General features: G+C 56.1%; 19 protein-coding genes. 12 read left to right on the top strand and 7 right to left on the bottom strand.

The features are described 5' to 3' along the window. The first annotated feature begins 40 nt into the window (after nucleotides 1-40). A complete protein-coding gene (locus VK70_RS21090; protein ID WP_025694867.1) occupies nucleotides 41-586 on the top strand; it encodes a GrpB family protein in 546 nt (181 codons plus the stop codon). 719 nt (nucleotides 587-1,305) lie between these two features. Here the strand turns inward: VK70_RS21090 and VK70_RS21080 are convergent. From VK70_RS21080 to VK70_RS21070, 3 genes are all read right to left on the bottom strand, one after another. After that, a complete protein-coding gene (locus VK70_RS21080; RefSeq protein ID WP_025694865.1) occupies nucleotides 1,306-1,593 on the bottom strand; it encodes a hypothetical protein in 288 nt (95 codons plus the stop codon). Between the two features lie 283 nt (nucleotides 1,594-1,876). Continuing rightward, nucleotides 1,877-2,716, bottom strand: coding sequence for a 1,4-dihydroxy-6-naphtoate synthase (locus tag VK70_RS21075; RefSeq protein WP_025694864.1), 840 nt, complete (start codon nucleotides 2,714-2,716; stop codon nucleotides 1,877-1,879). 8 nt (nucleotides 2,717-2,724) lie between these two features. Beyond that, on the bottom strand, nucleotides 2,725-3,357 hold the full coding sequence (locus VK70_RS21070) for a futalosine hydrolase (protein WP_046724472.1): 633 nt from the start codon (nucleotides 3,355-3,357) through the stop codon (nucleotides 2,725-2,727). Nucleotides 3,358-3,643: 286 nt separating this feature from the next. On the opposite strand from VK70_RS21070, the gene VK70_RS21065 reads away from it, so the two are divergent. The 6 genes from VK70_RS21065 to VK70_RS21040 all read left to right on the top strand — a co-directional run bounded on the left by VK70_RS21065 (nucleotide 3,644) and on the right by VK70_RS21040 (nucleotide 8,017). Continuing rightward, the gene (locus VK70_RS21065; RefSeq protein ID WP_025695642.1) at nucleotides 3,644-4,120 is read left to right on the top strand and encodes a MarR family winged helix-turn-helix transcriptional regulator; all 477 of its coding nucleotides are present in this window, start codon (nucleotides 3,644-3,646) and stop codon (nucleotides 4,118-4,120) included. 85 nt (nucleotides 4,121-4,205) lie between these two features. Then, complete coding sequence (locus VK70_RS21060) at nucleotides 4,206-4,601, top strand: DoxX family protein (RefSeq protein ID WP_025695641.1); 396 nt, start codon at nucleotides 4,206-4,208, stop codon at nucleotides 4,599-4,601. 46 nt (nucleotides 4,602-4,647) lie between these two features. After that, nucleotides 4,648-5,598, top strand: a complete 951-nt coding sequence (locus VK70_RS21055) for a ring-cleaving dioxygenase (RefSeq protein ID WP_046723724.1) — start codon at nucleotides 4,648-4,650, stop codon at nucleotides 5,596-5,598. Further along, nucleotides 5,595-6,206 carry an alpha/beta hydrolase gene (locus VK70_RS21050; RefSeq protein ID WP_025695457.1) on the top strand — a complete coding sequence of 204 codons (612 nt, stop codon included), beginning with the start codon at nucleotides 5,595-5,597 and terminating at the stop codon, nucleotides 6,204-6,206. The genes VK70_RS21055 and VK70_RS21050 overlap by 4 nt, the downstream gene beginning before the upstream one ends. 294 nt (nucleotides 6,207-6,500) lie before the next feature. Next, the gene (locus tag VK70_RS21045; protein ID WP_025695456.1) at nucleotides 6,501-7,088 is read left to right on the top strand and encodes a TetR/AcrR family transcriptional regulator; all 588 of its coding nucleotides are present in this window, start codon (nucleotides 6,501-6,503) and stop codon (nucleotides 7,086-7,088) included. A 185-nt stretch (nucleotides 7,089-7,273) separates the two neighbouring features. Continuing rightward, nucleotides 7,274-8,017 carry an SDR family oxidoreductase gene (locus VK70_RS21040; RefSeq protein ID WP_025695455.1) on the top strand — a complete coding sequence of 248 codons (744 nt, stop codon included), beginning with the start codon at nucleotides 7,274-7,276 and terminating at the stop codon, nucleotides 8,015-8,017. Between the two features lie 90 nt (nucleotides 8,018-8,107). Here the strand turns inward: VK70_RS21040 and VK70_RS21035 are convergent, their stop codons facing one another. Then, nucleotides 8,108-9,835 carry an MptA/MptB family glycosyltransferase gene (locus VK70_RS21035; protein WP_025695454.1) on the bottom strand — a complete coding sequence of 576 codons (1,728 nt, stop codon included), beginning with the start codon at nucleotides 9,833-9,835 and terminating at the stop codon, nucleotides 8,108-8,110. Between the two features lie 228 nt (nucleotides 9,836-10,063). Between VK70_RS21035 and VK70_RS21030 the strand changes: the two genes are divergently transcribed. The 4 genes from VK70_RS21030 (at nucleotide 10,064) to mprF (ending at nucleotide 15,931) form a co-directional block, all read left to right on the top strand. Then, the gene (locus VK70_RS21030) at nucleotides 10,064-11,296 is read left to right on the top strand and encodes a multidrug effflux MFS transporter (protein ID WP_025695453.1); all 1,233 of its coding nucleotides are present in this window, start codon (nucleotides 10,064-10,066) and stop codon (nucleotides 11,294-11,296) included. After that, nucleotides 11,293-12,177, top strand: a complete 885-nt coding sequence (locus VK70_RS21025; protein ID WP_046723723.1) for a DMT family transporter — start codon at nucleotides 11,293-11,295, stop codon at nucleotides 12,175-12,177. The genes VK70_RS21030 and VK70_RS21025 overlap by 4 nt, the downstream gene beginning before the upstream one ends. Before the next feature lie 352 nt (nucleotides 12,178-12,529). After that, nucleotides 12,530-13,078, top strand: coding sequence for a DJ-1/PfpI family protein (locus VK70_RS21020; protein WP_025694179.1), 549 nt, complete (start codon nucleotides 12,530-12,532; stop codon nucleotides 13,076-13,078). Nucleotides 13,079-13,288: 210 nt separating this feature from the next. Then, nucleotides 13,289-15,931: a bifunctional lysylphosphatidylglycerol flippase/synthetase MprF gene (mprF, locus tag VK70_RS21015; RefSeq protein ID WP_025694178.1), complete on the top strand. Its 2,643-nt coding sequence runs from the start codon at nucleotides 13,289-13,291 to the stop codon at nucleotides 15,929-15,931. Nucleotides 15,932-16,154: 223 nt separating this feature from the next. Here mprF and VK70_RS26725 read toward each other — a convergent pair whose 3' ends face one another. Next, the gene (locus VK70_RS26725) at nucleotides 16,155-17,978 is read right to left on the bottom strand and encodes an ATP-binding cassette domain-containing protein (protein WP_052756024.1); all 1,824 of its coding nucleotides are present in this window, start codon (nucleotides 17,976-17,978) and stop codon (nucleotides 16,155-16,157) included. After that, nucleotides 17,963-18,787 (bottom strand): ATP-binding cassette domain-containing protein, encoded by an 825-nt coding sequence (locus VK70_RS21005; RefSeq protein ID WP_046723721.1) that lies wholly within the window; start codon nucleotides 18,785-18,787, stop codon nucleotides 17,963-17,965. The genes VK70_RS26725 and VK70_RS21005 overlap by 16 nt, the downstream gene beginning before the upstream one ends. Before the next feature lie 141 nt (nucleotides 18,788-18,928). Between VK70_RS21005 and VK70_RS21000 the strand changes: the two genes are divergently transcribed. After that, the gene (locus tag VK70_RS21000; protein WP_025694105.1) at nucleotides 18,929-19,531 is read left to right on the top strand and encodes a biotin transporter BioY; all 603 of its coding nucleotides are present in this window, start codon (nucleotides 18,929-18,931) and stop codon (nucleotides 19,529-19,531) included. A gap of 225 nt (nucleotides 19,532-19,756) precedes the next feature. Here VK70_RS21000 and VK70_RS20995 read toward each other — a convergent pair whose 3' ends face one another. Next, nucleotides 19,757-21,292, bottom strand: a complete 1,536-nt coding sequence (locus VK70_RS20995) for an alpha-amylase (RefSeq protein WP_025694104.1) — start codon at nucleotides 21,290-21,292, stop codon at nucleotides 19,757-19,759. Nucleotides 21,293-21,343 lie beyond the last annotated feature (51 nt).

Below are 21,343 nucleotides of genomic sequence, written 5' to 3'. Positions count from 1 at the left end.
TCACACTTATATATTGAGGATGACTCAAAGGAGGCTCATTATGGAAGATCAGTGGCGGATAGCCCCATTTAATGCTGAATGGAGAGAACTTTTTCTTGAAATTGGATTAAAGCTAAGACACTCATTAGGGGAACGGGCCATTCGTATTGATCATGTCGGTTCAACCTCCATTATAGGTATGGATGCAAAGCCCATTATTGACATTCAGATTTCAGTCGAAAACATGGAGGACGAGTCCTGTTATAGATTATTGATCGAAAAAAATGGATTCGAGCTGAGACCTGAGAATCCGGATAGAACTAAAAAGTATTTTCGCGAGATACCAGGTAAAAGAAGGACTCATATTCATGTTAGACAGGCCGGGAGTTATTCAGAGCAATTGACATTGCTTTTTCGAGATTACCTTCGAAATTCCTCTGAAGATCGTCAACGATATATTCAAGAAAAACATCGGCTGATGAATCTTTATAAGAACGAGCGGCCGAAATATGTTGAAGGAAAAGGTCCGATCGTATGGGATATTTTGCAGAAAGCCCATGTTTGGTCGCAAGAAACAGGCTGGAAGCCCGGAAAGACAGATGTGTGAGTGTATATGATTTTAACTGCAAGGAGGTTTGGGAATGGAAGCAGCCAAATTTGTCGATGCAAAAATAAGTAAGTCGATTGCAGAGTTGCTGAGAGGAGTAAAATCTTGAAATATAATAATGTAATGTCTACGGCATTTCATATTTGCTTATTAATATTCGTTGTCTTTATGATAATTAACTCGGATAAAGTCTCAAATACATTTTTTTCTAATCAGGGGTCAATCATTTTTTATGTAGTTTTAAATTTATTATATTTTATATTCGGATTCATATTTGGAATAGATTCGGGCAAAGCTCTTGGTAATTTATTTTCATATAGTTTGATATCAATGATTGGAATTGTAATTTGGTTCTTCTGCTTATTAAATTACATCAGTTATCATGACTCTCCTAGTTTCTTAGGTCCAGAATTTATTTGGATTCTTAGTGCGGGGTATAACTTTTCGTCATATTATATTTTCAAGTTAATAAGTAATGAATGGAATAATGAGGGCGTAGTGCTGGTTATCTTGCTGTTACTTAATTTCTATCAATCTTTGCTGTTGTGGCTGGGGCTTGAAACACGAAAAAGGCTGAAGGCTTTCTTAAAGTAGAGAAGACTAACAGGCGGGATTTCGTAAAAAAAGCCCCAGCCTATAAGGCCGAGGGCTAAAAGCTTATGCGGGTAGAATGGGGGAAACCAAATGCGGCAGCGGAGCTTGCCGTCAGCGGCGGATCATTAGAAATCCGAAGTGGCGACTTGGATCGTGCCGAAGACTGCTCCGGCGGCGGAAGCGCGAAGCGCGGCAACCAGAAGCCGGTTAACTGCGATTGTAAGGCTGTTCAATGCGGGAATCGTATAAGTGATGACAGGCGCGTTTACGCTGAAAAGCACAAGATCGACAGGGAAAGTGGAGTTGTTTTGTACGGTGACAGCGGCGTTAATCCCTCCGGTAAGATTCTCGTAAAAGGATTTGCCTACGCCTGCTGGCAGGTTGAAGAATTGCTGCGGTAACAAGATGGCCATCCTGATAACCTCCTTTTCCATTTGATAGTACATTCTATGTTGGAAATCTATCGAGGCCACGACGAATAACGTAGAGTAATATACATTTTGATAGAAAGGGCTTACAAAAGAGGCTGTGGGCAAATGATGCGGTATACGCGGCAGGAGCTTAGGAGGTTCTGATATGCGTTTTTCCGGTGCTGCATTGTGAGGAAAGGCTTGTTTACTGCAAAAAATCCCCGAGAGCGCTTCAGACAGAATAAAGCATTCCCGGGGGATTTGACGTTTGGCGGCTGCCGTGCAGCTAACGCAGCAGCGCCGGATCGATTGGGGGGACGAGCCCTTCACCCGCCGCCCGGTTCAGCAGGGCCGATATGGCGGCATAGCCGTTCTCGCCCAGATCCATTGTAAAGTCATTCACATACAGATCGATATGTGACTTGGCCACCTGGGGAGACAGTTCTTGGGCATGGCTGAGCACATACTCCCGTGAGGCTTCCGGGTTGTCCCAGGCGTGACGGAGAGAGGTGCGAATCCAGCCGCTGACGGCGTCCGTGTCCAGATCGCGGCGGGCGATGATCGCGCCGAGCGGGATTGGAAGTCCCGTGTCGCTCTCCCACCAGCTTCCGAGGTCGACCAGCATATGCAGCCCGTAAGAGGTATAGGTGAAGCGGGCCTCGTGGATGACGAGTCCGGCGTCGATTGCGCCGTCCCGTACGGCAGGCATAATCTCATGAAAAGGCATGACGACGATTTCGCCGATGCCTCCCGGCACCTGCTGCGCCGCCCACAGCCGAAACAGTAGGTAGGCGGTGGAGCGCTCGCTAGGCACGGCAACGCGGCGGCCGGACAGCGACGACATGCTGTTGGCGTCCTGCGGGCCGCCCTTGGTCAGCAGCAGCGGCCCGCAGCCCCGGCCAAGCGCGCCGCCGCAGGGCAGCAGTTTATACCGCTCCAGCGCCCACGGCAGGGCGGCATAAGAGATTTTCAGCAGCTCAGGGCCTGTGCCGTCAGCGGCAAGACCGTTCGTGATGTCGATGTCGGCGTAGGTGACATTCAGCTTCGGCGCGCCCGGCACCAGTCCGTGCGCCCAGGCGTGAAAGACAAACGTATCGTTGGGGCAAGGCGAGTAAGCAATATTCAGTTCTGCGGTCATTTCAGCACCTCCGATAGGATGGGCCCGGCTGCGGCGAGCGCTTCCAGCGCCTCGCCGATGCGCCAGGCATCCCGGTCGCGGGGACCGACCGGGTTCGAGATCGCGCGAATCTCCAGCACCGGGAGATTCCGCGCCAGCGCGGCTGCGGCGACCCCGCAGCCTTCCATGGCTTCGGCGGCCGCGCCAGGCACGCGCGCCGCGAGGGCGGCGGCCGTCTCTGCGGTGCCGGTCGCCGCCGAGACCGTGAGCACGGGTCCCGTGCTCACGTCAAGCCCCGCCGCCGCAAGTCCGGCGGCGAGCCTCGCTGCCCGGCCCGTGTCGGCCGGGTAATGCGTGCGGCCGAAGCCGAGCTCGGCCGCGCTGCGGAAGCCCTCCGGCGTCTCGGCCCCAAGGTCGGCGTGGACCAGCTCGCTTGCAACGACCAGCGAGCCGAACGCCGCCCTGCCGGGGAAGCCGCCGCCGATCCCGGCGCTGACGACGCAGCCGTAGGAGCCGGCTGCAAGCGCAGCGGCAGTTCCGGCCGCCGCCGCGGCAGGGCCCGCACCCGCGGCAATGACGGTGAAACCGGCCGCGCCGCCGAGACCGCGCCGGACGGCCTCCGCCTCGGCCTCCACGGCGGTTACAATCAGGACGCCCGGGAGGGCTTGTCCTGGCTTGGATAAATCTTGTTCCCCGGCATTGCCGGGGTCAAAGCGGGAAGTCACCGCGCAGCCCTCCTTATATATAGAAAATATCTTTTTTTCGCAAAGAAAAGGATACGCCCTTTTGAGGGTAAGGTCAATTTACGGCCTATGCATAAAGCGCCTCAGGTTTATTTTGCAGAGAGTGTTGACAAAATAAAAATAAGGATGTATATTTATCTTAAGTTAAAGATAATTATCTTAAAGATACTTAATGAACACGGAGGTGATTGAAATGAGCGGACCGAAAGAAGAGCTAATCGTAGCCGGAGATGTACGCGGCCGGGATGAAGCGGCATCGCTGAAGTTGTTCGTGGTTCTGTCCAAGGCTTACCGGAGTCTGATGGACCGGGCGGTCAAGGATATGAAGAGCTACGGGCTGTCGTCCGCCGAGTTTATGGTGCTTGAGGTGCTCTATCACAGAACCCGCATTCCGCTGCAGCAGATTGGAGAGAAGATTCTGGTCACCAGCGGGAGCATCACCTATAACATCGACAAGCTGGAGAAGAAGGGGCTGCTGAAGCGCGTTCCCTGTAGCGAGGACCGACGCGTGACTTACGCGGAGATTACTGAAGAGGGCCGTAAGCTGTTCGACGAAATTTTTCCGAAGCATGTAGCGATGCTCCACGGAATGATGGGCGGACTGAATACGGAGGAGAAGGAGCAGGCGACCGAATGGTTGAAGCTGCTTGGTAAAGGGGCCGGTTCCTAGCTTAATTGCCGGGAAGCCCCATAAATTTTTACTAAATATCTTAAAGTAAAGATTATTAAACACAAGAGAATGGAGAGAGTTAAAAATGATTAGTATAGGATTGCTGTTGATTCGTTTGTTTATCGGTGTTGCTTTTATCGGTCATGGAGCGCAGAAGCTGTTCGGCTGGTTCGGAGGCTACGGTCCGAAGGGAACAGGCGGATGGATGGAATCGGTCGGCATTAAGCCGGGCGTGGCGATGGCGGTGCTGGCCGGAATTCTTGAGCTTGGCGGCGGACTATTGTTCGCGGCGGGGCTGTTCACGCCGGTGGGGGCTGTGATGCTGATCCTGGCCATGGCCGGAGCGATGAAAGTGCATTTGTCTAATGGTTTCTGGGCCACTGCGAACGGTTATGAATATCCATTGACATTGCTTGTTGTGGCGGCGGGTGTCGCGCTGGCGGGCCCAGGCTCGATTTCACTGGATCATCTGTTGTTCTAAGCCGATTTAACTACTAATTTCTAATACCGAGAGGAGAAAGATTATTATGACACTTCAAACTGCAGGGATTCACCATATTACAGCGTTCGTTCAGGACGCTCAGCGGAACGCGGATTTTTATGCAGGCATTCTTGGTTTGCGGCTCGTGAAAAAAACAGTCAATTTCGACGCGCCCGAGGTCTATCACCTGTACTTTGGCAACGAAAGCGGCACGCCGGGCACGATCATTACGTTCTTTCCTTCGCCTATAGGACGTAAGGGAAGAATCGGCAGCGGCATGGTCGGCGTGACGACCTATGCTGTACCCGTCGGCTCACTCGGATTCTGGGAAGAACGGTTGAACGCCTACGACATTCCCTATACCAATGTTCATCGCATCGGAGAGACCTATCTTTCCCTGGCTGATTACGACGGCCTGCGGGTCGAACTGGTGGAGCGTGAAGAAGGGCCTTTGAGCGCTTGGTCGTTCGGCGGAATTCCGGTAGAGCATGCCATTAAGGGATTCGGCGGAGCGGTGCTGTACAGCATCAATCCGGCGAGCACGGAAGATACGCTGGTTAACACGCTCGGATTTGAACGAATCGCCGAAGGAGACGGTTATGTGCGCTTCAAATCGGAAGGACCGTACGGCAATATTATCGATATCAAGACTGACCCGCTGCCTTTTGGCGCCGGGGGAAGCGGTACGGTGCATCATATCGCATGGCGCGCCAAAGACGATGCGGAGCAGCTGGAATGGAGAGAATTCGTACAGACCCGGGGCTTTCATGTGACTCCGGTGCAGGACCGGAATTACTTCAACGCCATCTACTTCCGTGAAGAGGGCGGTATCCTGTTCGAGATTGCGACTGATCCTCCTGGCTTTGCCAACGATGAGGACCCGAACCATCTGGGCGAAAAGCTGATGCTCCCTGCATGGTATGAGCCGCACCGGGCGGAGATTGAGAGCAACCTGGCTCCTTTTGAGGTGCGGGAAATTGAGGTGAAGGAAAAATGATTCATATCTTCCAGCAAGGTTCCGATTCCTCCAAGCCGACGCTGGTGCTGTTCCACGGGACGGGCGGCAACGAGCATGATATGCTCCCGCTCGCCGAGATGCTGTCGCCGGGCTCGTCCCTGCTGGGTATCCGGGGCAACGTGCTGGAGAACGGGATGCCCCGTTTCTTCCGGCGTCTGTCGGAAGGTGTATTCGACGAAGCCGACCTGGTCGCTCGGACGCATGAGCTGAAAGCTTTTCTGGACGAGGCGGCGGCAAAATACGGCTTCGATCCCGCCCGGCTTACGGCCGTCGGCTATTCCAATGGAGCCAATATCGCGGGCAGTCTGCTGCTGCATTACGGGAACCTCTTTTCTTCCGCGGTGCTGCTGCATCCGATGGTTCCGCTGCGGGGGCTCACTCCCCAGCCGCTTGACGGCGTCTCCGTCTTCATCGGCGCAGGCGTTAACGATCCCCTAGTCTCAGTCGCGGAGACTAAGGAGCTTCACGAGCTGCTGGCAAGCGCGGGCGCTGACGTGACAGTGCACTGGAGCAACCAGGGACATCGGCTGAGCGCCGCCGAAGCGGAAGCGGCGAAGGACTGGCTGGACGGTCAAAGCTTTAAATGATGCGCCGGGCGTGTGCCCGGGCAGCTCCGGGATGGTCTTGCGCCTTTTAAGCGCAGGGCGGCCCGTTAACATATAGGAGAACGCAGGATCAGAGGCGAGGGCGCTGGTCCTGCGTTCTTTTTTTCGTGACAGTGACCCTGATAAGGCACCATCTATTTATAATAAATGACAAAATAAAGATATTGTTATTTGTTGAAGCCGCTTCTTGTGCTATGATAATAATTAGAGGGGGCGTGCGAGCAATCAAATGATGAGTCGGCAGCTAAACCAAAGAACGATTGCTCTTTTAGTAATATGACCAATGATCTGCCATTGACGAAAGACATGATTTTGGATGCCGCGGAACAGGTGCTGCGGCGTTATGGGCCGGATAAAACCTCCGTTATAGATATAGCCAAATACCTTGAAGTCAGTCACGGAACGCTATATCGGCATTTCGCGAGCAAAGCTGCTTTACGGGAGGCCGTTACGGAGAGATGGCTAGATAAAAGCATTGCCGAACCTCTGCAGGAGATTGCGGATAAGGCTGAGGGGAGCGCCGCTGAGCAATTGCGCTTGTGGATGGAGACGCTCATCAAGAAGAAGCGGATGCATGCTATGGATGATCCCGAGATGTTTGTCATGTACGCCGACGTTACGGTGAGAATAGGCGACATGATCGCGATGCACATCCATCGCCTGATCGAGCAGATTGCATCGATTATCGAACGCGGCATGCAGGCGGGCGAATTCAAACCGGATTCGGCAGATGCCATTGCAAAGGCTGTGTTCATGGCAACAGAAAGCTTTCATCATCCTGCCCATGCCCAGGAATGGTCGTCCGAAACGATCGACGAAGACTTCGAAACGGTATGGTGCTTGATTCTTTCCGGCCTTAAGTAAAATACGCCTTTTAGAAACAGAACGGGTTATTCCGGGTGTTTGTTTCTAAGAGGCGTATTTTTTTGTTTGCATAACTAATGACAAAAATATAATTATGTCAGTTGACATTTGTTTTGTGTCATTCTATAATCAAATCATCAAGCACAGCAAAGACACACAATACCAAAAAAGGATGGGGATTTACGATGGAAAAGAAGCTTGCAGGCAAAGTCGCTTTGGTAACGGGCGCATCGCGAGGAATAGGCCGGAAAATTGCGGAGGAGCTGGCGGAGCAAGGGGCGAAGGTTGTCGTCAATTACGCAAGCAGTCCGGCAAAAGCGGAAGAAGTGGTGGCCGGAATCAAACAGAGCGGCGGAGAAGCGGTGGCGATACAGGCGGATATCAGCAAGGTGGCGGAAGTCGAGAGCTTGTTCAAGAAGACGCTGGACGCTTACGGGCAGCTGGATATTCTCGTCAACAACGCCGGGATTATAATTACGAAGCCGCTTGCGAACATTACAGAGGAGGATTTCGACAAGCAGTTCGCGATTAATGTCAAAGGGACGTTTTTTGCCATCCAGCAGGCGGCGCTGCATATGAAGGAGAACGGGCGCATCATCAACTTCTCCACATCGGTGATTGGCCATATGCTCCCGACTTATAGCACCTATGCCGGAACGAAAGGAGCCGTGGAGCAGTTTACCCGTCAGTTAGCAAAAGAGCTTGGACCGAAAGGGATTACCATTAACGCGGTTTCGCCCGGTCCGGTCAACACGGAGTTGTTTACTGTAGGCAAAACGGAGGAGCAGATCAAGGCGGTGGGCAGTGCCAATTCATTAGGACGGTTGGCTGAGCCGGAGGACATTTCGAAGGTTGTGCTGTTCCTGGCCAGCCCGGAATCGCAGTGGGTGACGGGACAGACCGTTCGTGTTAATGGCGGATTTATTTAAGAAAAAAAGCAGCGGGAGCTCCGGGACGAGGAAATCATGTCCTGGGAATGCCGCTGCCTTACGTTAGCGGGACCCGGCCGGGGGCAAGGCTTACAGCCGCTCCGGAAGGAGAACCGCTTCAAGATTAGGGGTGGTCTGCCGCCGCGACAAGTCGAGCATCACTTTGACGAGCAGGATGCACATGGTAATGTTAAGCAGCGCCGAGAAGAACAGCAGGAAGCCGACGTGGCCGTCGCGGCTCGTATAGCCGTAGTAGACAGCATAGGTGTTGAGGAAGATCGTCGCGCTGAAGCCAAAAGCCATCCACAGAAGGCGCTTGTCTTTGAAGTAGATGTAGGCGAGCAGCGCCAGCGCCGCCGCCGGGAATAGATAGCGCTCATGCATGCTTGATGAGAAGGTGAACACGCCGGATATCAGCAGCAGGGCGGACAGCAAGGCGAACGCCGCGCTGCGGCTGCGCAAGTAATACCAGCCCGACAGTATCGTAGCGGAGGCGATAAAGATCAAGCTCCAGACATGGTAGCTGAAGAGCAGGAATATAGATGAAGAATTCTCATAGTTGGCCCCGAGCAGTCCGAACAGATTAAAGGCATTAACCGATGCATACGGGTATTCGTTCACCGTGCCGCTGTACAACTGATAGAGCCACAGTGGGTTTTTACCCGCAGAGAAGGGCAGGGCGACGAGAACGGTTGTCACGGCGGCGATCGCCGCCGCTTTGAACCAAGGCCCAAGCTTGCCCGTCCGGAGAAGCGCGAACAGCAGCACCGGCGTATAGATGATGCCCTGCGGCTTCATCAGAATCGAGAGGGTGAGGAAAAAGGCCCCCCAGCCAAGCTTCCGCCGGGTCACCGCAAGAACGGCCGCGACTACGATCATGGTGAACAAGGAATCGACTTGTCCCCAGAAGGTGGCGTTGATCAGCACCGCCGGGTTGAACATGTAGAATCCGGCAATCAGGAGCGCCGTCTCAAATGGGAGGCGGCGGCTAGCCGCCTTATACAGCAGCCAGGCAGTAACCGCATCCGCGATTATGGAGGGCAGCTTGATCAGCGTCAGGAAAAAGGGCTCGATATGCGTCAGTGTGACGATTTTGCCGGTAGCGTACAGGATGTATATGTATAGCGGCGGGTAATCGCTGGAGCTGTTCTCGTAAAAGGAGCCAAGGCCGTGTGCCGCCTCCTGCGCCCAGGTTGTAAAGAAGCGGATGTCGCCCCGGTACCCGGAAATCCAGGGGGCGGCGGCAAGCTTCAGGCACAGGCCCGCTGCAAGCAGCAAGAAGGCGAGGAGCCCTCTGCGGCTCTCGTTAATGCGCAGCCTGCCCGCCTTCGCGTAGTAGAAGGCCGCCCCCAGCAGCCCGGCGAACAGCGCCGCGTAGACGGCCAGTACCGTTCCGTACTTGCTGTCGCTTCCGAATCCGCCAGGGTTCATCCCGGCAGGGCGTGTGAATCCGGAACCGGAACCGCCGCCGTCCGCTGCATTCTGCGGATCGCCCGGCGCTTCGCTCTGTTGGCCGCCGTCTTGTCCTTGCCCGGAGCCATCTTCCGCACTGGAATCACTGGCGCCCGCCGTGCTCTGCAGACCGCCCTCCCATCTGCTCTGCTGCCCAGCGGCCTGCGCTTCGTTCCGGTTCCCCGGAAATACGCCTCTCTCTCCGCTGCGGAAGGAGGCTCCTTCGCCGCCCCACTGCCGCATGCCGGAGCCGGTACCTGCGGCGCTGCCGCTCACTTTTGCCAAGGAATATATGCAAATGCCCAGCGATATCAGCAGCGCCAAGGCCAGGGCGGCGGTCCATTTATGATTTTTAATCAGGCTCACGGGCTATTCTCCTCTCATTCTTGTCTTAAAATACAGCCATTATAGAAGCCGGAGCTGAAGATATCCTGAATATGGATTTCATATCTTGGAGAACCGTGAGACGAACCGGCGGCGGGCTGGGATACATATTCTCAAAGTTTACATTGAACATTTCGGCTTGCCTCGGGTAGTATGAAGAGATACATAAACGGCCTTATTTGGTTACAACAGAAAGGTAGAACAACGGATATGAACACGAAAGCAAGTGGACTTAAACCAGCCGCCGTCCGGTCTTCCCGGAAGCTAAGGCTTCAGCTGGCTATCATTCTGGGCGCGGTCGCTACCATCGGTCCGCTGTCGATCGATATGTATTTGCCCGCGCTTCCCGAGCTGGGAAGATCGTTTGAAACTTCGCCTGCGCTCGCACAGCTCAGTTTAAGCTGTTTTTTGATCGGACTGGCGCTTGGGCAGCTGTTCTCCGGGCCGCTGAGCGATGTGTACGGACGCCGCCGCCCGCTAATGATCGGAATGGCTGTATATGCCCTTTCCTCGCTGCTGTGCGCATTCAGCCCTTCCATCGGCTTTTTGGTAATAATGCGTCTGATCCAGGGACTGTCCGGCTCAGTCGGAGTCGTCATATCCCGGGCCGCCGTTCGTGATCTCTTCTCAGGTTCGGAACTGACCCGGTTCTTCGCGCTGCTGATGGTCGTTAACGGCCTGGGACCGATCGCGGCGCCGGTGATCGGCGGGCAGCTGCTGCGGTTTACGACATGGCAGGGCGTTTTTTTCGTGCTGTTCGGAGCGGGTGTGATTTTTTGCCTGACCATCTGGCTTCGCCTGCCGGAGACCCTGCCGCCTGACCGCCGCTCCAAGGGCGGGCTTAAGGAGACGCTGATGACCTTCGGGAAGCTGCTGCGCAATTCTAAGTTTATGGGTTATGTCCTGTCGCAAAGCTTTGTCTTTGGGGCGATGTTCGCCTATATTTCCGGATCATCCTTTGTACTGCAAAATATGTTCGGCGTATCTCCGCAAATATACAGCGTGATCTTCGCCGTGAACGGCCTCGGCATTATCATTACTGGACAAATCGCCGGCAAGCTGTCGGGACGGATCGGAGAGACGAGGCTGCTAGTATGGGGTCTTCTTCAGTGCTTATTGGGCGGGCTGCTCCTTATGTACTCGATTGTAACGGCCAGCGGGCTTCCGCTGCTGCTGATCGCGCTGTTCGCTATCGTCTCCAGCGTGGGGCTTGTGGGAACGGCCTCCTTTTCGCTGGCGATGCAGGATCAGGGAGACAATGCGGGCAGCGCCTCCGCCATGCTTGGACTGCTTCCGCTGCTGACAGGCGGGCTATTGTCTCCGCTTGTGGGCATGGGAGGCGGGGAAACCGCGCTGCCTATGGGGACGGTGATTGTGGTCGCAGGCATTTGCTCCGTACTGTCGTACAGCCTGCTGGTGAGAAGAAAGGGGCGTGCCGAATGAACCGAAAGGATGTGTCGGCCCTGCTCCTTCTGGCCCTTGTCTGGGGCGCTTCTTTTCTGTTCATGCGCATAGCCTCGCCGGTCTTCGGGCCGGTCGTGACGACCGAGCTTAGAGTCGCCATCGCGGCCGCCGCCCTGCTGCTCTACGCAAGTCTTGCACGCAGCCGGATCGAGATCCGCAGGCACTGGAAGCCGTTTCTCCTGCTGGGCGGGCTGAACGCTGCGCTGCCGTTCTCACTCATCTGCGCGGCGGAGCTGCACCTGAACGCATCCCTGGCCGCCATTCTGAATGCGACCACGCCGATTTTTGCGGCCCTGGCAGCTTGGGGTACCGGCGGGGAGAGACCCGGGCTGACCCGGTCGGTTGGACTTATTCTGGGGCTGGGCGGCGTTGGGGTTCTGGTCGGTTGGAGCCCGGAGCCGCTGGACAAGACCGTGCTGTATTCCGTCTTGTTCTCGCTGGGGGCCGCGCTGGCCTATGGATTCGGGGGGCTCTATGCCGCACGGGTCGGCAAAGGAGTGCAGCCGCTGACGCTCGCCATCGGCCAGCAGCTTGGAGCCGCGATCTGGCTGCTGCCGCTCGCTGCGGTATTCCCGCCGCCGGAGCGGCCGACAATGGCAGCGGCGCTGTCGGTGCTTGGCCTCGCGCTGGCATGCACCGCTTTTGCCTACCTGCTTTATTTTCGGCTGATCGCCAGTGTGGGCGCGGTCAGAACGGTGAGCGTAACCTTTCTTGTCCCGGTGTTCGGACTGCTGTGGGGAGTCATTTTTCTGCATGAACCGATCTATTTGAATACGGTGGGGGGGCTCGGGATCATTCTGCTGGGCATCCTGCTGATCGGCGGCCGGGCAAGAAAGGCCGTTGGACAAAAGGGGGCGTAAGCCGGTATTGCCGAAACGCTCGAATAAGCCTGCGGAGTTATTGAGATCTGAAGCCTGAAATACGTTTAGCCGCGGCATGCTGCCGCGGCTATTGTTATAGATTTCAGATAGTTATCTTGAACTCTTGGTTAGGATAAAGCTTTTCTAAAGTCTTAAGGGCGACTTGCAGCTCCGTTATGGAAGGATGCATTCTGGGAATAGCCGTTTCCGGGGGTGAACAACGAGGTTTCAAGCATGACGCGCAGTACCGCTAGGGTACCAGTTTCTCAATGGAGCCAGCTATGGTACACTTGGAAAAGTCTGAAATAATATATAATGATTGCGGTTATATCGCGGTGAGCGGGGGAAATCTGTGAAAAAAACGGCGGTACTATTGTATCCGAAATTTAGCGAATACGAACTGACTGTCGCATTGTCCATTCTTATGCAAGGGAAGAAGCCCGTTGTAACGATAGGGTTGAATGATCGGCCGGTTAGGGGAGAGGCAGGGCTGACATGTATTCCCGATACGACGATTGACCAGGCCAACCAGGCGGAAATAGACAGCCTTTTGTTAACAGGATGTATGGATGTACTGGCATTGCAGAATGAGGCGGATTTAATTGAATTTATACGGAAAACAGGGAGCAATGCTTCCGTCATTGCAAGTATTTCCAGTTCGCCGTTTCTGCTGGCAAAAGCAGGGCTTCTGCAAGGGAAGAAATATACGATCGGAATGACCGAGGAAAATCGGAAAAAGACAGGCGTTTTTGAAGCGGAGAATTATTCCGGGGAGCCTGTGGTCCGGGACGGGAATCTGATCACGGCAACCGGAAGAAATTTCATACAATTTGGCACTGTGCTCGGACAGGCGCTGAACCTTTCTTTTGACGGGCAATGGTATAAGGGGAGGGCCTTATAACAAAGGGATGAACGAAACAAAAGGAGCGAGTTTTGGCATGGTTTTTTCGTCATTTGTTGCATAAAGGGGCTTGTTCGGGGTAGGATTTTTAAAGGATTTCAGGGAATTTGGAAATGGCTGCCGTCAAATGGATATAATACTCACGACAGCCGTATTTCTGGCCCGCAAAGGGCGAAGACCCGGCTTATGCAACCAAAGGCAGGTAGAGATATGCATGCACATAAACCAAGATTAGAACAATTAAAATTGATAAGGCTGCTGGCGTCCATTTATCGCATCAAGGCGGTACGGGTGCTTGTCCCTGTACTGATTATCGCGTTTGTGTATTGGGAAGGGCAGCATGAACTGAAAGGAGTCCGGCTTGCCAAGACGCTGCGGGAACTTAGGCTAATTCCGGCGCAGGGCATTATGCAGATGATGGGGACGGCGTTGGCGGCGGTTGCATTGATGAGCGCTTACGATTTTCTAATCCGGGCCCACTATCGGATGAAAATCGGGGTTTGGAGCACCTTCCGCTATTCGTGGATTGCCAATACCTTTAATAATTTGATCGGATTTGCCGGTCTGGCTGGAGTCGGCCTACGTACGCTGCTCTATAAAAAAAGCGGAGTACCCGCAGCGGTCCTGACACCGGCGATCGTTTTTTTGTCTCCGCTGATGATTACGGGCCTGTCGCTGCTGTCCTGGGCCAGCATTTTCGGCATTCTGCCGGCGGAGGGGCTGTTTCATAAGCATCGCTGGCTTGTATTCGCCGTCTGGGGTATGGCGCTGTATTTGCCTTTCTTTATCATGCTGCAGCGCTCCTCGCTGTTCGCCAAATGGATCAACCGGGGAGAAGGAAAAACGCCGTGGATGACGGTATACGCTTCGGTAGGCTCCTCGCTGTTGGAATGGCTAAGCGCGGGAATTACCTTTTCGGTGATCGCGAAGCATATTTTGGGCGGCGCTCCTTTTCAGCCGATGATGAGCCTGTATGTGATCGCGGCGATTGCGGGCATACTCAGCATGGCTCCCGGAGGGATCGGCGCATTTGATCTTATCGCGCTGCTGGGAATTCAGCAGATGGGCTATTCCAGCGAGCGGGCGATGGCTGTGCTCGTCATTTTCCGGCTGTTCTATTTTGTTATTCCATGGCTGATCGGGCTTGTGCTGGCTGCGCTTGAAATCGGACAGCAGGGCATACGGCTACTGCGCAGCTCGGCGCTGGAAACTCCCCTTAATACTTGGCAGAGGATTTGGACTTGGCCTGGACAATATACCTTCCTTAGCGATCTTGGCGTGTGGGCGCTCGGCAAGCTTGTGCTTGCAGCCGGCCTCCTTCTGCTGTTGTCGGCGGCTACGCCCGAGCTGCTCTACCGTCTGCGCTTCATGGAGGAGCTGTTGTCGCTTCCGATCATGCGGGTATCGCATCATTTGGCCGTGGTCATCGGTTTTATGCTGGTGCTGCTGTCCCGGGGCATCTCGCTGCGGATACGTAGAGCCTATATCTGGTCAAGCATTACGCTGGCTCTTGGCGCCGTGTTTGCCTTCACCAAGGGATTTGATTACGAAGAGGCGCTCTTTTTGCTGTTAGTGGCCTTTCTTCTATGGATTTCAAGGGCGCGTTTCTACCGGGTCAGCGCGCCGATTTCGCGGCAAAGCCTGCTGTGGTGGCTGCTGCTGACTTCCGGTATCGCCCTGAGCTACTATCTGCTGGCAAGCTACTCGCATCGCGGCTTCTTTAAAGCTCTGCGGCCCGGCGCGCCGACCGAGTGGCTGCAGCAGCACAGCCATTTTGCCTTTTCGGCTGTGGGCGGACTTGTGACCGCGTGGCTGCTGTTCTCGATGATTGTGGCGCTTCGGCCCAACCGCCGTGCGGAGGCATTAACCGCGCCGCCGGATATGGACCGGCTAAGGCGTTATCTTAAGTCGGAATCCGGGAACGCGCTGACCCATATGCTCTTCACGGGGGACAAGAGCTTCTACTGGGCGCAGGACGGCAAGGTCATGCTTCCGTTCGCCAGAGTGCGGGACAAGGCTGTCGTGCTTGGCGACCCGCTTGGACCCAAAGGTCTGGTGAACGACGCAATCAGCGAATTCCGGACCGAGGCCGACCGGTACGGACTTTCCGCCGTCTTCTACCAGGCGACGCCTGACTACTTGCCGATCTACCATGAGCAGGGCTACCATTTCTTTAAGCTCGGCGAGGAGGCGCTGGTTCCGCTGGACAAGTTCACTCTAAGCGGCAAGGGAAACAGCGACTTGCGGAGCGTAAAGAACCGGTTTGTCCGCGAAGGCTGCAAGTTTGAATTGGCGGAGCCTCCGTTTGCGGCGGAGCTGCTGAAAGAACTTCATTCGATTTCGGAGGAATGGCTGAGAGGCCGGGCGGAAAAAGGATTTTCGCTCGGATGGTTTGACGAATCCTATTTGCAGCTTGCGCCGATTGCCCTCCTTCGGGATGCCGGGGGCGCCGTTATCGCCTTTGCCTCGCTCGCACCAGGCTATGACGGAGGAGTTACCATTTCAATCGACCTGATGCGCCACCGCCTGAAAAGTCCGAACGGAACGATGGATTTCCTGTTTATTTCCCTGCTGGAATGGGCGAAGGCTCAGGGATACGAGCGGTTTAACCTTGGCAACGCGCCCCTGTCCAGCGTAGGGCGGAACCCAGGAGCGCTTCGCGAAGAGAAAATGGCCCATGTCGTGTTCAAGCATGGAGGGCATTGGTACGGATTCTTGGGCCTGCGCCGCTATAAAGAAAAATTTTCACCGGAATGGGAACCCCGCTACTTGGCTTATCCCGTCTCCCTGTCCCTGCCCGTTCTGACGCTGGATTTGGTTAGGCTTGTATCCCGCAAGCCGAAATCAAAATGAAGAAAACGCCAATAAGCCTGCTGTGGCCCTCATGGGTTCCGGCAGGCTTATGCTTATTTATGTACGCATCAGCGCGGGCTCAAAATTAGCGCGGAGAGTTGACGATTCTAACTGGTGCCGCCATCTTCTTCCAACATGGCCTCCATGACCCCGTGGAAAAACTGGAGCATCGGCTTGCCTCTCTCTCCGATATTGCCGGTCGCAGCTCTCAAGGAGCTTCGGGCTAGGCCGAGGCCCACCACAGCAGCGCCGCCGAGAGCATGGCGATAAGCACCGCCGCCGTATCCCGCCGCCGCCAGCTCAGAACAAGCCAGGGCGTGCGCGGCTTCGACGGGTCATAACCCCGGGCTTCGATGGCGGTGGCCAGTTCATCGCCCATGCCGATCACTTGGAGGAGCAGAGGGACGGCCATCAATGAAATCTGCTTTGGCGTCCAGCGCATCCGTCCACGCTTTCGGTTTCCCCGGGAGGCGAGCGCCAGCTGCAGTGATGAAATTTTCCCTAGAACCCAGGGGATGAACTGTAGAGTAACGGAAACGGCGAGCGACCAATTCCGCGTTCTGACGCCCAGTTTGCCCAGCGGCTTGATGGCCCACTCCAGCCCTTCGCGCAGCGGCGCTCCCGATGTCGTCTCCGTGAACAGGAAGCCGAGCGAGATGAGCAGCCCCAGCCGAAGAACGGACAGACCGCCTATTAAGGCTCCTTCGGCGGAGAATTGGAAGGGCATCCCCGTATCCGTGCCGCGCCAAGAAAAGGCGGACAGCAGCCACAGGAACAGAAACATCGGCAGGAACGGCCGATAGAACCAGATTGTCCGTTTCCGGGGAATGCCCGCAGCGGCTATCAGTCCGCCGATCATCAGCGCGGCAAGCGCCAGCGGCAAGGCTCCCTTTATTTGCAGAATCACCAGCGACCACAATATCATCGTCAGCCACTTTACACGGGGGTCGAGCAGTTGCAAGACCGATCCGCTGCGGAACTTCAAGGCGGCTGCATCTGCCGCAGGGCGGGCGCCTGCATCGGCGGCGGCTCCGCTCACCGGAGACTGCGCCGCGCTGCCGTCGCCTGAAACGCGGCGCCCTCCGCTCCTTGCCGGGCGGCCGTCATTCGCCGGCGGCGGCATGCCCTCTGCCGGCGGTCCGCCGTCCGCCGGCAAGGGCCCGCCTTCTGCGGACAAGGCAAGGCTGTCCTTGTCCGCAGAAGGCCATTCCCCGGCGCCGGGAGAGGAAGCGGCGCCGCTCCCGCGGTACACCAGGCTGCGCTTGTCCAGCCTGGCCAGCAGTTCCCCGGCGCTGGCGGGCAGGGCGTCCAGCCTGCCTTGGCGCATAAGCATCCGGCCGATCCGGATGTAGGCCGGAGGTTCCAGGCCCGCGTCTTCGAGCACGCGGGCCTTGGTCCATAAGCCGGGGGCCGGGCCGCTGTACCGCAAGGCCCCGTGCGACAGGACCGCGACCTGATCCGCCAAGGGGAAGAAGCTGTCCAGGTCATGGGTGGCGATCACAATGGTATAGCCGCCCTGTTTCAATTCCTTGACGGTATCCAGCAGCGCGCGGGCGGCGGGGGGATCAAGCCCGGCCGTCGGCTCGTCCAGCAGCAGGAGCCTTGGCAGCGGGGCGATGGCGCCTGCGATGCAGACCCGCCGCTTCTCGCCGCCGCTCAGCAGGAACGGCGACCGCTGGCCGTATCGCTTAGGATCGAGTCCGGCCTGCTCCATCGCCCGGGCCGCCGCCTCGCTTCGCCGGGGCTCCGGAACATCACGCTGCTCCAGGCCGTACTCGACATCCTGTCTGACGCTTCCTGCGAAGAGTTGGCTCTCCGGCTGCTGGAAGACGATGGAGACGGAGGCGGCAGAGCTTTCCGGCGGATAGTCAATACTGCCCGAAGTAGGCTTCGCGAGTCCGGACAGCAGCCGCAGCAGCGTCGATTTGCCGCTGCCCGTTACTCCGCACAGAACCGTAACGCCGCCCTCCGGAATCAGCAGATCGATATTGCTTAGGGCGGGGGATTGGCCGTAATGGTAGAACACCCCGGTTAACTGTACCGCCATAGCGCTTCCTCCAGTTCCTGCTCCGTAAGCGGCAGAAGCTCAGCCGGCCAGCCGTTATCCTGCATCATTCGGCCAATGCCGATGACGGGGGGATCTTCCCAGCGTAGCGCGGCAGGCAGCCCGGAGCGGTAAAACAGCGTACGCGGATCGCCGTCGTACACCAGCCGCCCCTTGTCCATAACGGCTACGCGTTCCCCGGCCGCCAGTTCCTCCATCCGCTGCGTGACCCACAGCACGGTTACTCCCCGCCGCCACAGCTCTCGGCTGAACGCGAAAATCTCTTTGCGCGAGACCGGGTCCAGCATGGAGGTCGCCTCGTCAAAGATAATCATCTCCGCCTCCAGCGCAAGGCAGCAGGCGATCGCCAGGCGCTGCCGCTCTCCACCCGACAGGTCCGATACGGGAACAGCGGCTTTATGCCCGAGGCCCGTCTGCCGCAGCGCGTGCAGCGTCCGCGCCTTCATCTCTTCCCGGGGAATTCCCCGGTTCTCTAGGCCGAAGGCTACGTCTTCCTCCGGCGTCGAGCCGATGGTTTGGGCTTCCGGGCTCTGGAAGACGAGCTGAATGCTTTGCTTGACGGCACTGCGGTTTGCGGCCGACCGCAAATCCAGCCCGGCCGCCGTCAGGCTGCCGCCGGATGGGATGAGCAGACCGTTGAAGGTCCGGACAAGGCTGGATTTGCCGCTGCCGTTGGCGCCCGTCAGCGCGACCCATTCCCCTTTTTTGATATGTATATGAATATCCTGAAGCACCGTCAGGCTTTGCTGGCCGTCCCGCAGCGACAGGGTCAATTGATTGGCATGAATCATATTTACGCTCGCTTTCGTAGAGAGTGTCTCACACTTGCGTTATCGATTATAACAAATTAACGGATTAACGGATTGACGGATTGATGTATTTGACGTGAGATGTTATATTAATTTAAAAAAATGGAGAGGAATAATCAACTCATGAACAGATGGTCCTTGCGCGGACTTATTTTCAGCGCGCTCTTTGCAGGTGTGATGATCGCGTTAAGCTCGATGAAAGTATCGCTTCCGTTCTCAACGGTGCCGATTACCCTGCAGACGCTGGCTGTCATGCTGGCTGGTTCCGTACTGGGCGCCAGATATGGAGCGCTCGCTGTCCTGATCGTCATTGGCCTTTGCGCCGCCGGGTTTCCCGTAATGGCGGGAAGAGGAGGAATGTCCGTCCTGGTCGGACCGACCGCCGGTTACATCATCACTTGGCCGTTTGCGGCTTTCCTGATCGGATGGTCCGCAGAGCGGATGTCGCAGGGCAAATTCACCTTCGGCAAGCTGCTCGGGGTGAACTTCCTGTTCGGCTCCCTGCTTGTCTATCCGACCGGTGTAGCCTGGCTGGCTCACTCCATTCCCAGCTTGGACACGCTGACCAAAGCGCTGACTGCGGGCATGCTGCCGTTCCTGCCGGGAGACTTCCTCAAGGCCGCTTTATGCGCTTCGGTTGTCACCGCCGTATGGAGAGTCTATCCGATCGAACGGATTGTCGGCAAAAGAAGCTCGGATTGGGTTGGCGAGAGCGCGCACGAATAAGGCTTGTCCTAAGCCACAAATGAAGTATATCACGCACTTATAACAAATAGCCCCGCTGTCCGCATGCATCCTGCGCGGACAGCGGGGCTTTCCGTTTTTCACACGTATGTCTGCTTCCTGAACGGCCTACACTCCAAGCGGAGTTCGATATTTCTGCATTGATAATCGAATTCAATAAAAAAGAGCTCCCCTCTGCCGGAGCTCTTCACATCTAACCTCTGTTGCTTATTTCTCCCCGGCTGCCGCTTCTGCCGTCGTATCCGTCTCAAGGGTATTTTCCAAGGCGCTTTCGTCTCCGTCCGGCTGCTCCACCGGCAGCGCCCATACGGACACACTGCCGCTATTTACCGGAAAAACGGCCCATCCGTCCCTCCCGATCACTACCGTGTCGTCCCGGTTCAGCGTCAGATCGGTCCAGGACTCTCCGGCGCGCTTCGTTCCGACGAACATGCGCTTCTCGCCGTCGTCTCCGCCCGATACGACGACCGCGCAGCCCGAGCCCGGAATTTCATCCACACCCCGTCGAACCCACCCGATGGTATTCGGATGGTCGAAGTAATCGTTCTGCTCCCCGTAGGCTTTGTGGTAGCGGGCGTACAGCAGCCGGTCAATCGCTTTGCGTTTGCCGTTAATCGGCGACGGTCCGCCGATGCCGTAATAGTCGCCGTAGAATACGACCGGATAGCCATCCAGCCTGAGCAGGATCAGCGCATACGCGCTGGGCTTGAACCAGTCGCCGACCCAGGACTCCAGCGATTCATGGGGCTGGGAATCATGGTTATCGACAAAAGTGACGGCATTGGTGGGATGCGTCTGCACCAGCGTGTCATGGAAAATAGTCGTCAGGTCGAAGTTCCTGCCGCCCAGCGAAGCGGCCTGGAATTTGTAGTGGAGCGCCACATCGAACAGGTCGATCTGATAATCGACCGTATCCAGAAACTGGCGGCAGGCCTCCACATCCGGGTTCCAGAATTCGCCGACAATATAGAAGTCCTCTCCGCGCTTGCGGGTCATTTCCGCCGCGAATTCCCTGATGAAATCATAGTTGATATGCTTGATCGCATCCAGGCGGTAGCCGCTGCACTGAAGCGTATCGACGAGCCATTTTCCCCATTCCAGCATTTCGGAGCGGACGACAGGTTGGCAGTAATCAATATTGGCGAACATCAGATAATCGTAATTTCCGAACTCATCGTCCACATTGCGGTTCCAATCCTTGTTCTCGCCGATAATCTTGAAGATGCCGGTCCGTCCTTTCCTGGCGTCATAGTCCGTACCATTAAAATGCTCGAAATTCCATTTGAACGAGGAATACTCATCGCCGCGTCCCGGGAACGTGAACTTCGTCCAGCCTTCGATTTCGAACGGCCCCGATATGACCTTTAGGCGGTTGGCCGGATCAACCTCAACGACCTTGAACGCCTCCGTTTCATCCGCGCCGGCCTTGTGGTTCATGACCACATCCACATAGACCGCAATACCGTGCCGCATACATTCCGCAATCGCGTCGATCAGCTCCTGCTTCGTGCCGTACTTCGTCCGGACGGTGCCTTTTTGATCGAATTCCCCAAGATCGTACAGATCGTATATCCCATATCCGGTGTCCTCGGCAGATTGGCCCTTCGTCACCGGAGGAATCCAGACGGAGTCGATTCCCGCCGCTTTCAGCTCCGGCGCCAGCCTTGCCAGACGCTTCCAGTGCTGGCCGTCGGCTGCCACATGCCATTCAAAAAACTGCATCATCGTATGATTGCGTTTCATCATGATCGGCCTCCTGAATGTTTGATCCGGCATAGACGTAGTTAATATATG

This window comes from Paenibacillus durus ATCC 35681 (genome assembly GCF_000993825.1).
In the GTDB taxonomy this organism is placed as follows: domain Bacteria; phylum Bacillota; class Bacilli; order Paenibacillales; family Paenibacillaceae; genus Paenibacillus_AQ; species Paenibacillus_AQ durus_B.
Note: the sequence above shows the minus strand (reverse complement) of the source record. Positions and strands in the feature narration are given on the sequence as shown.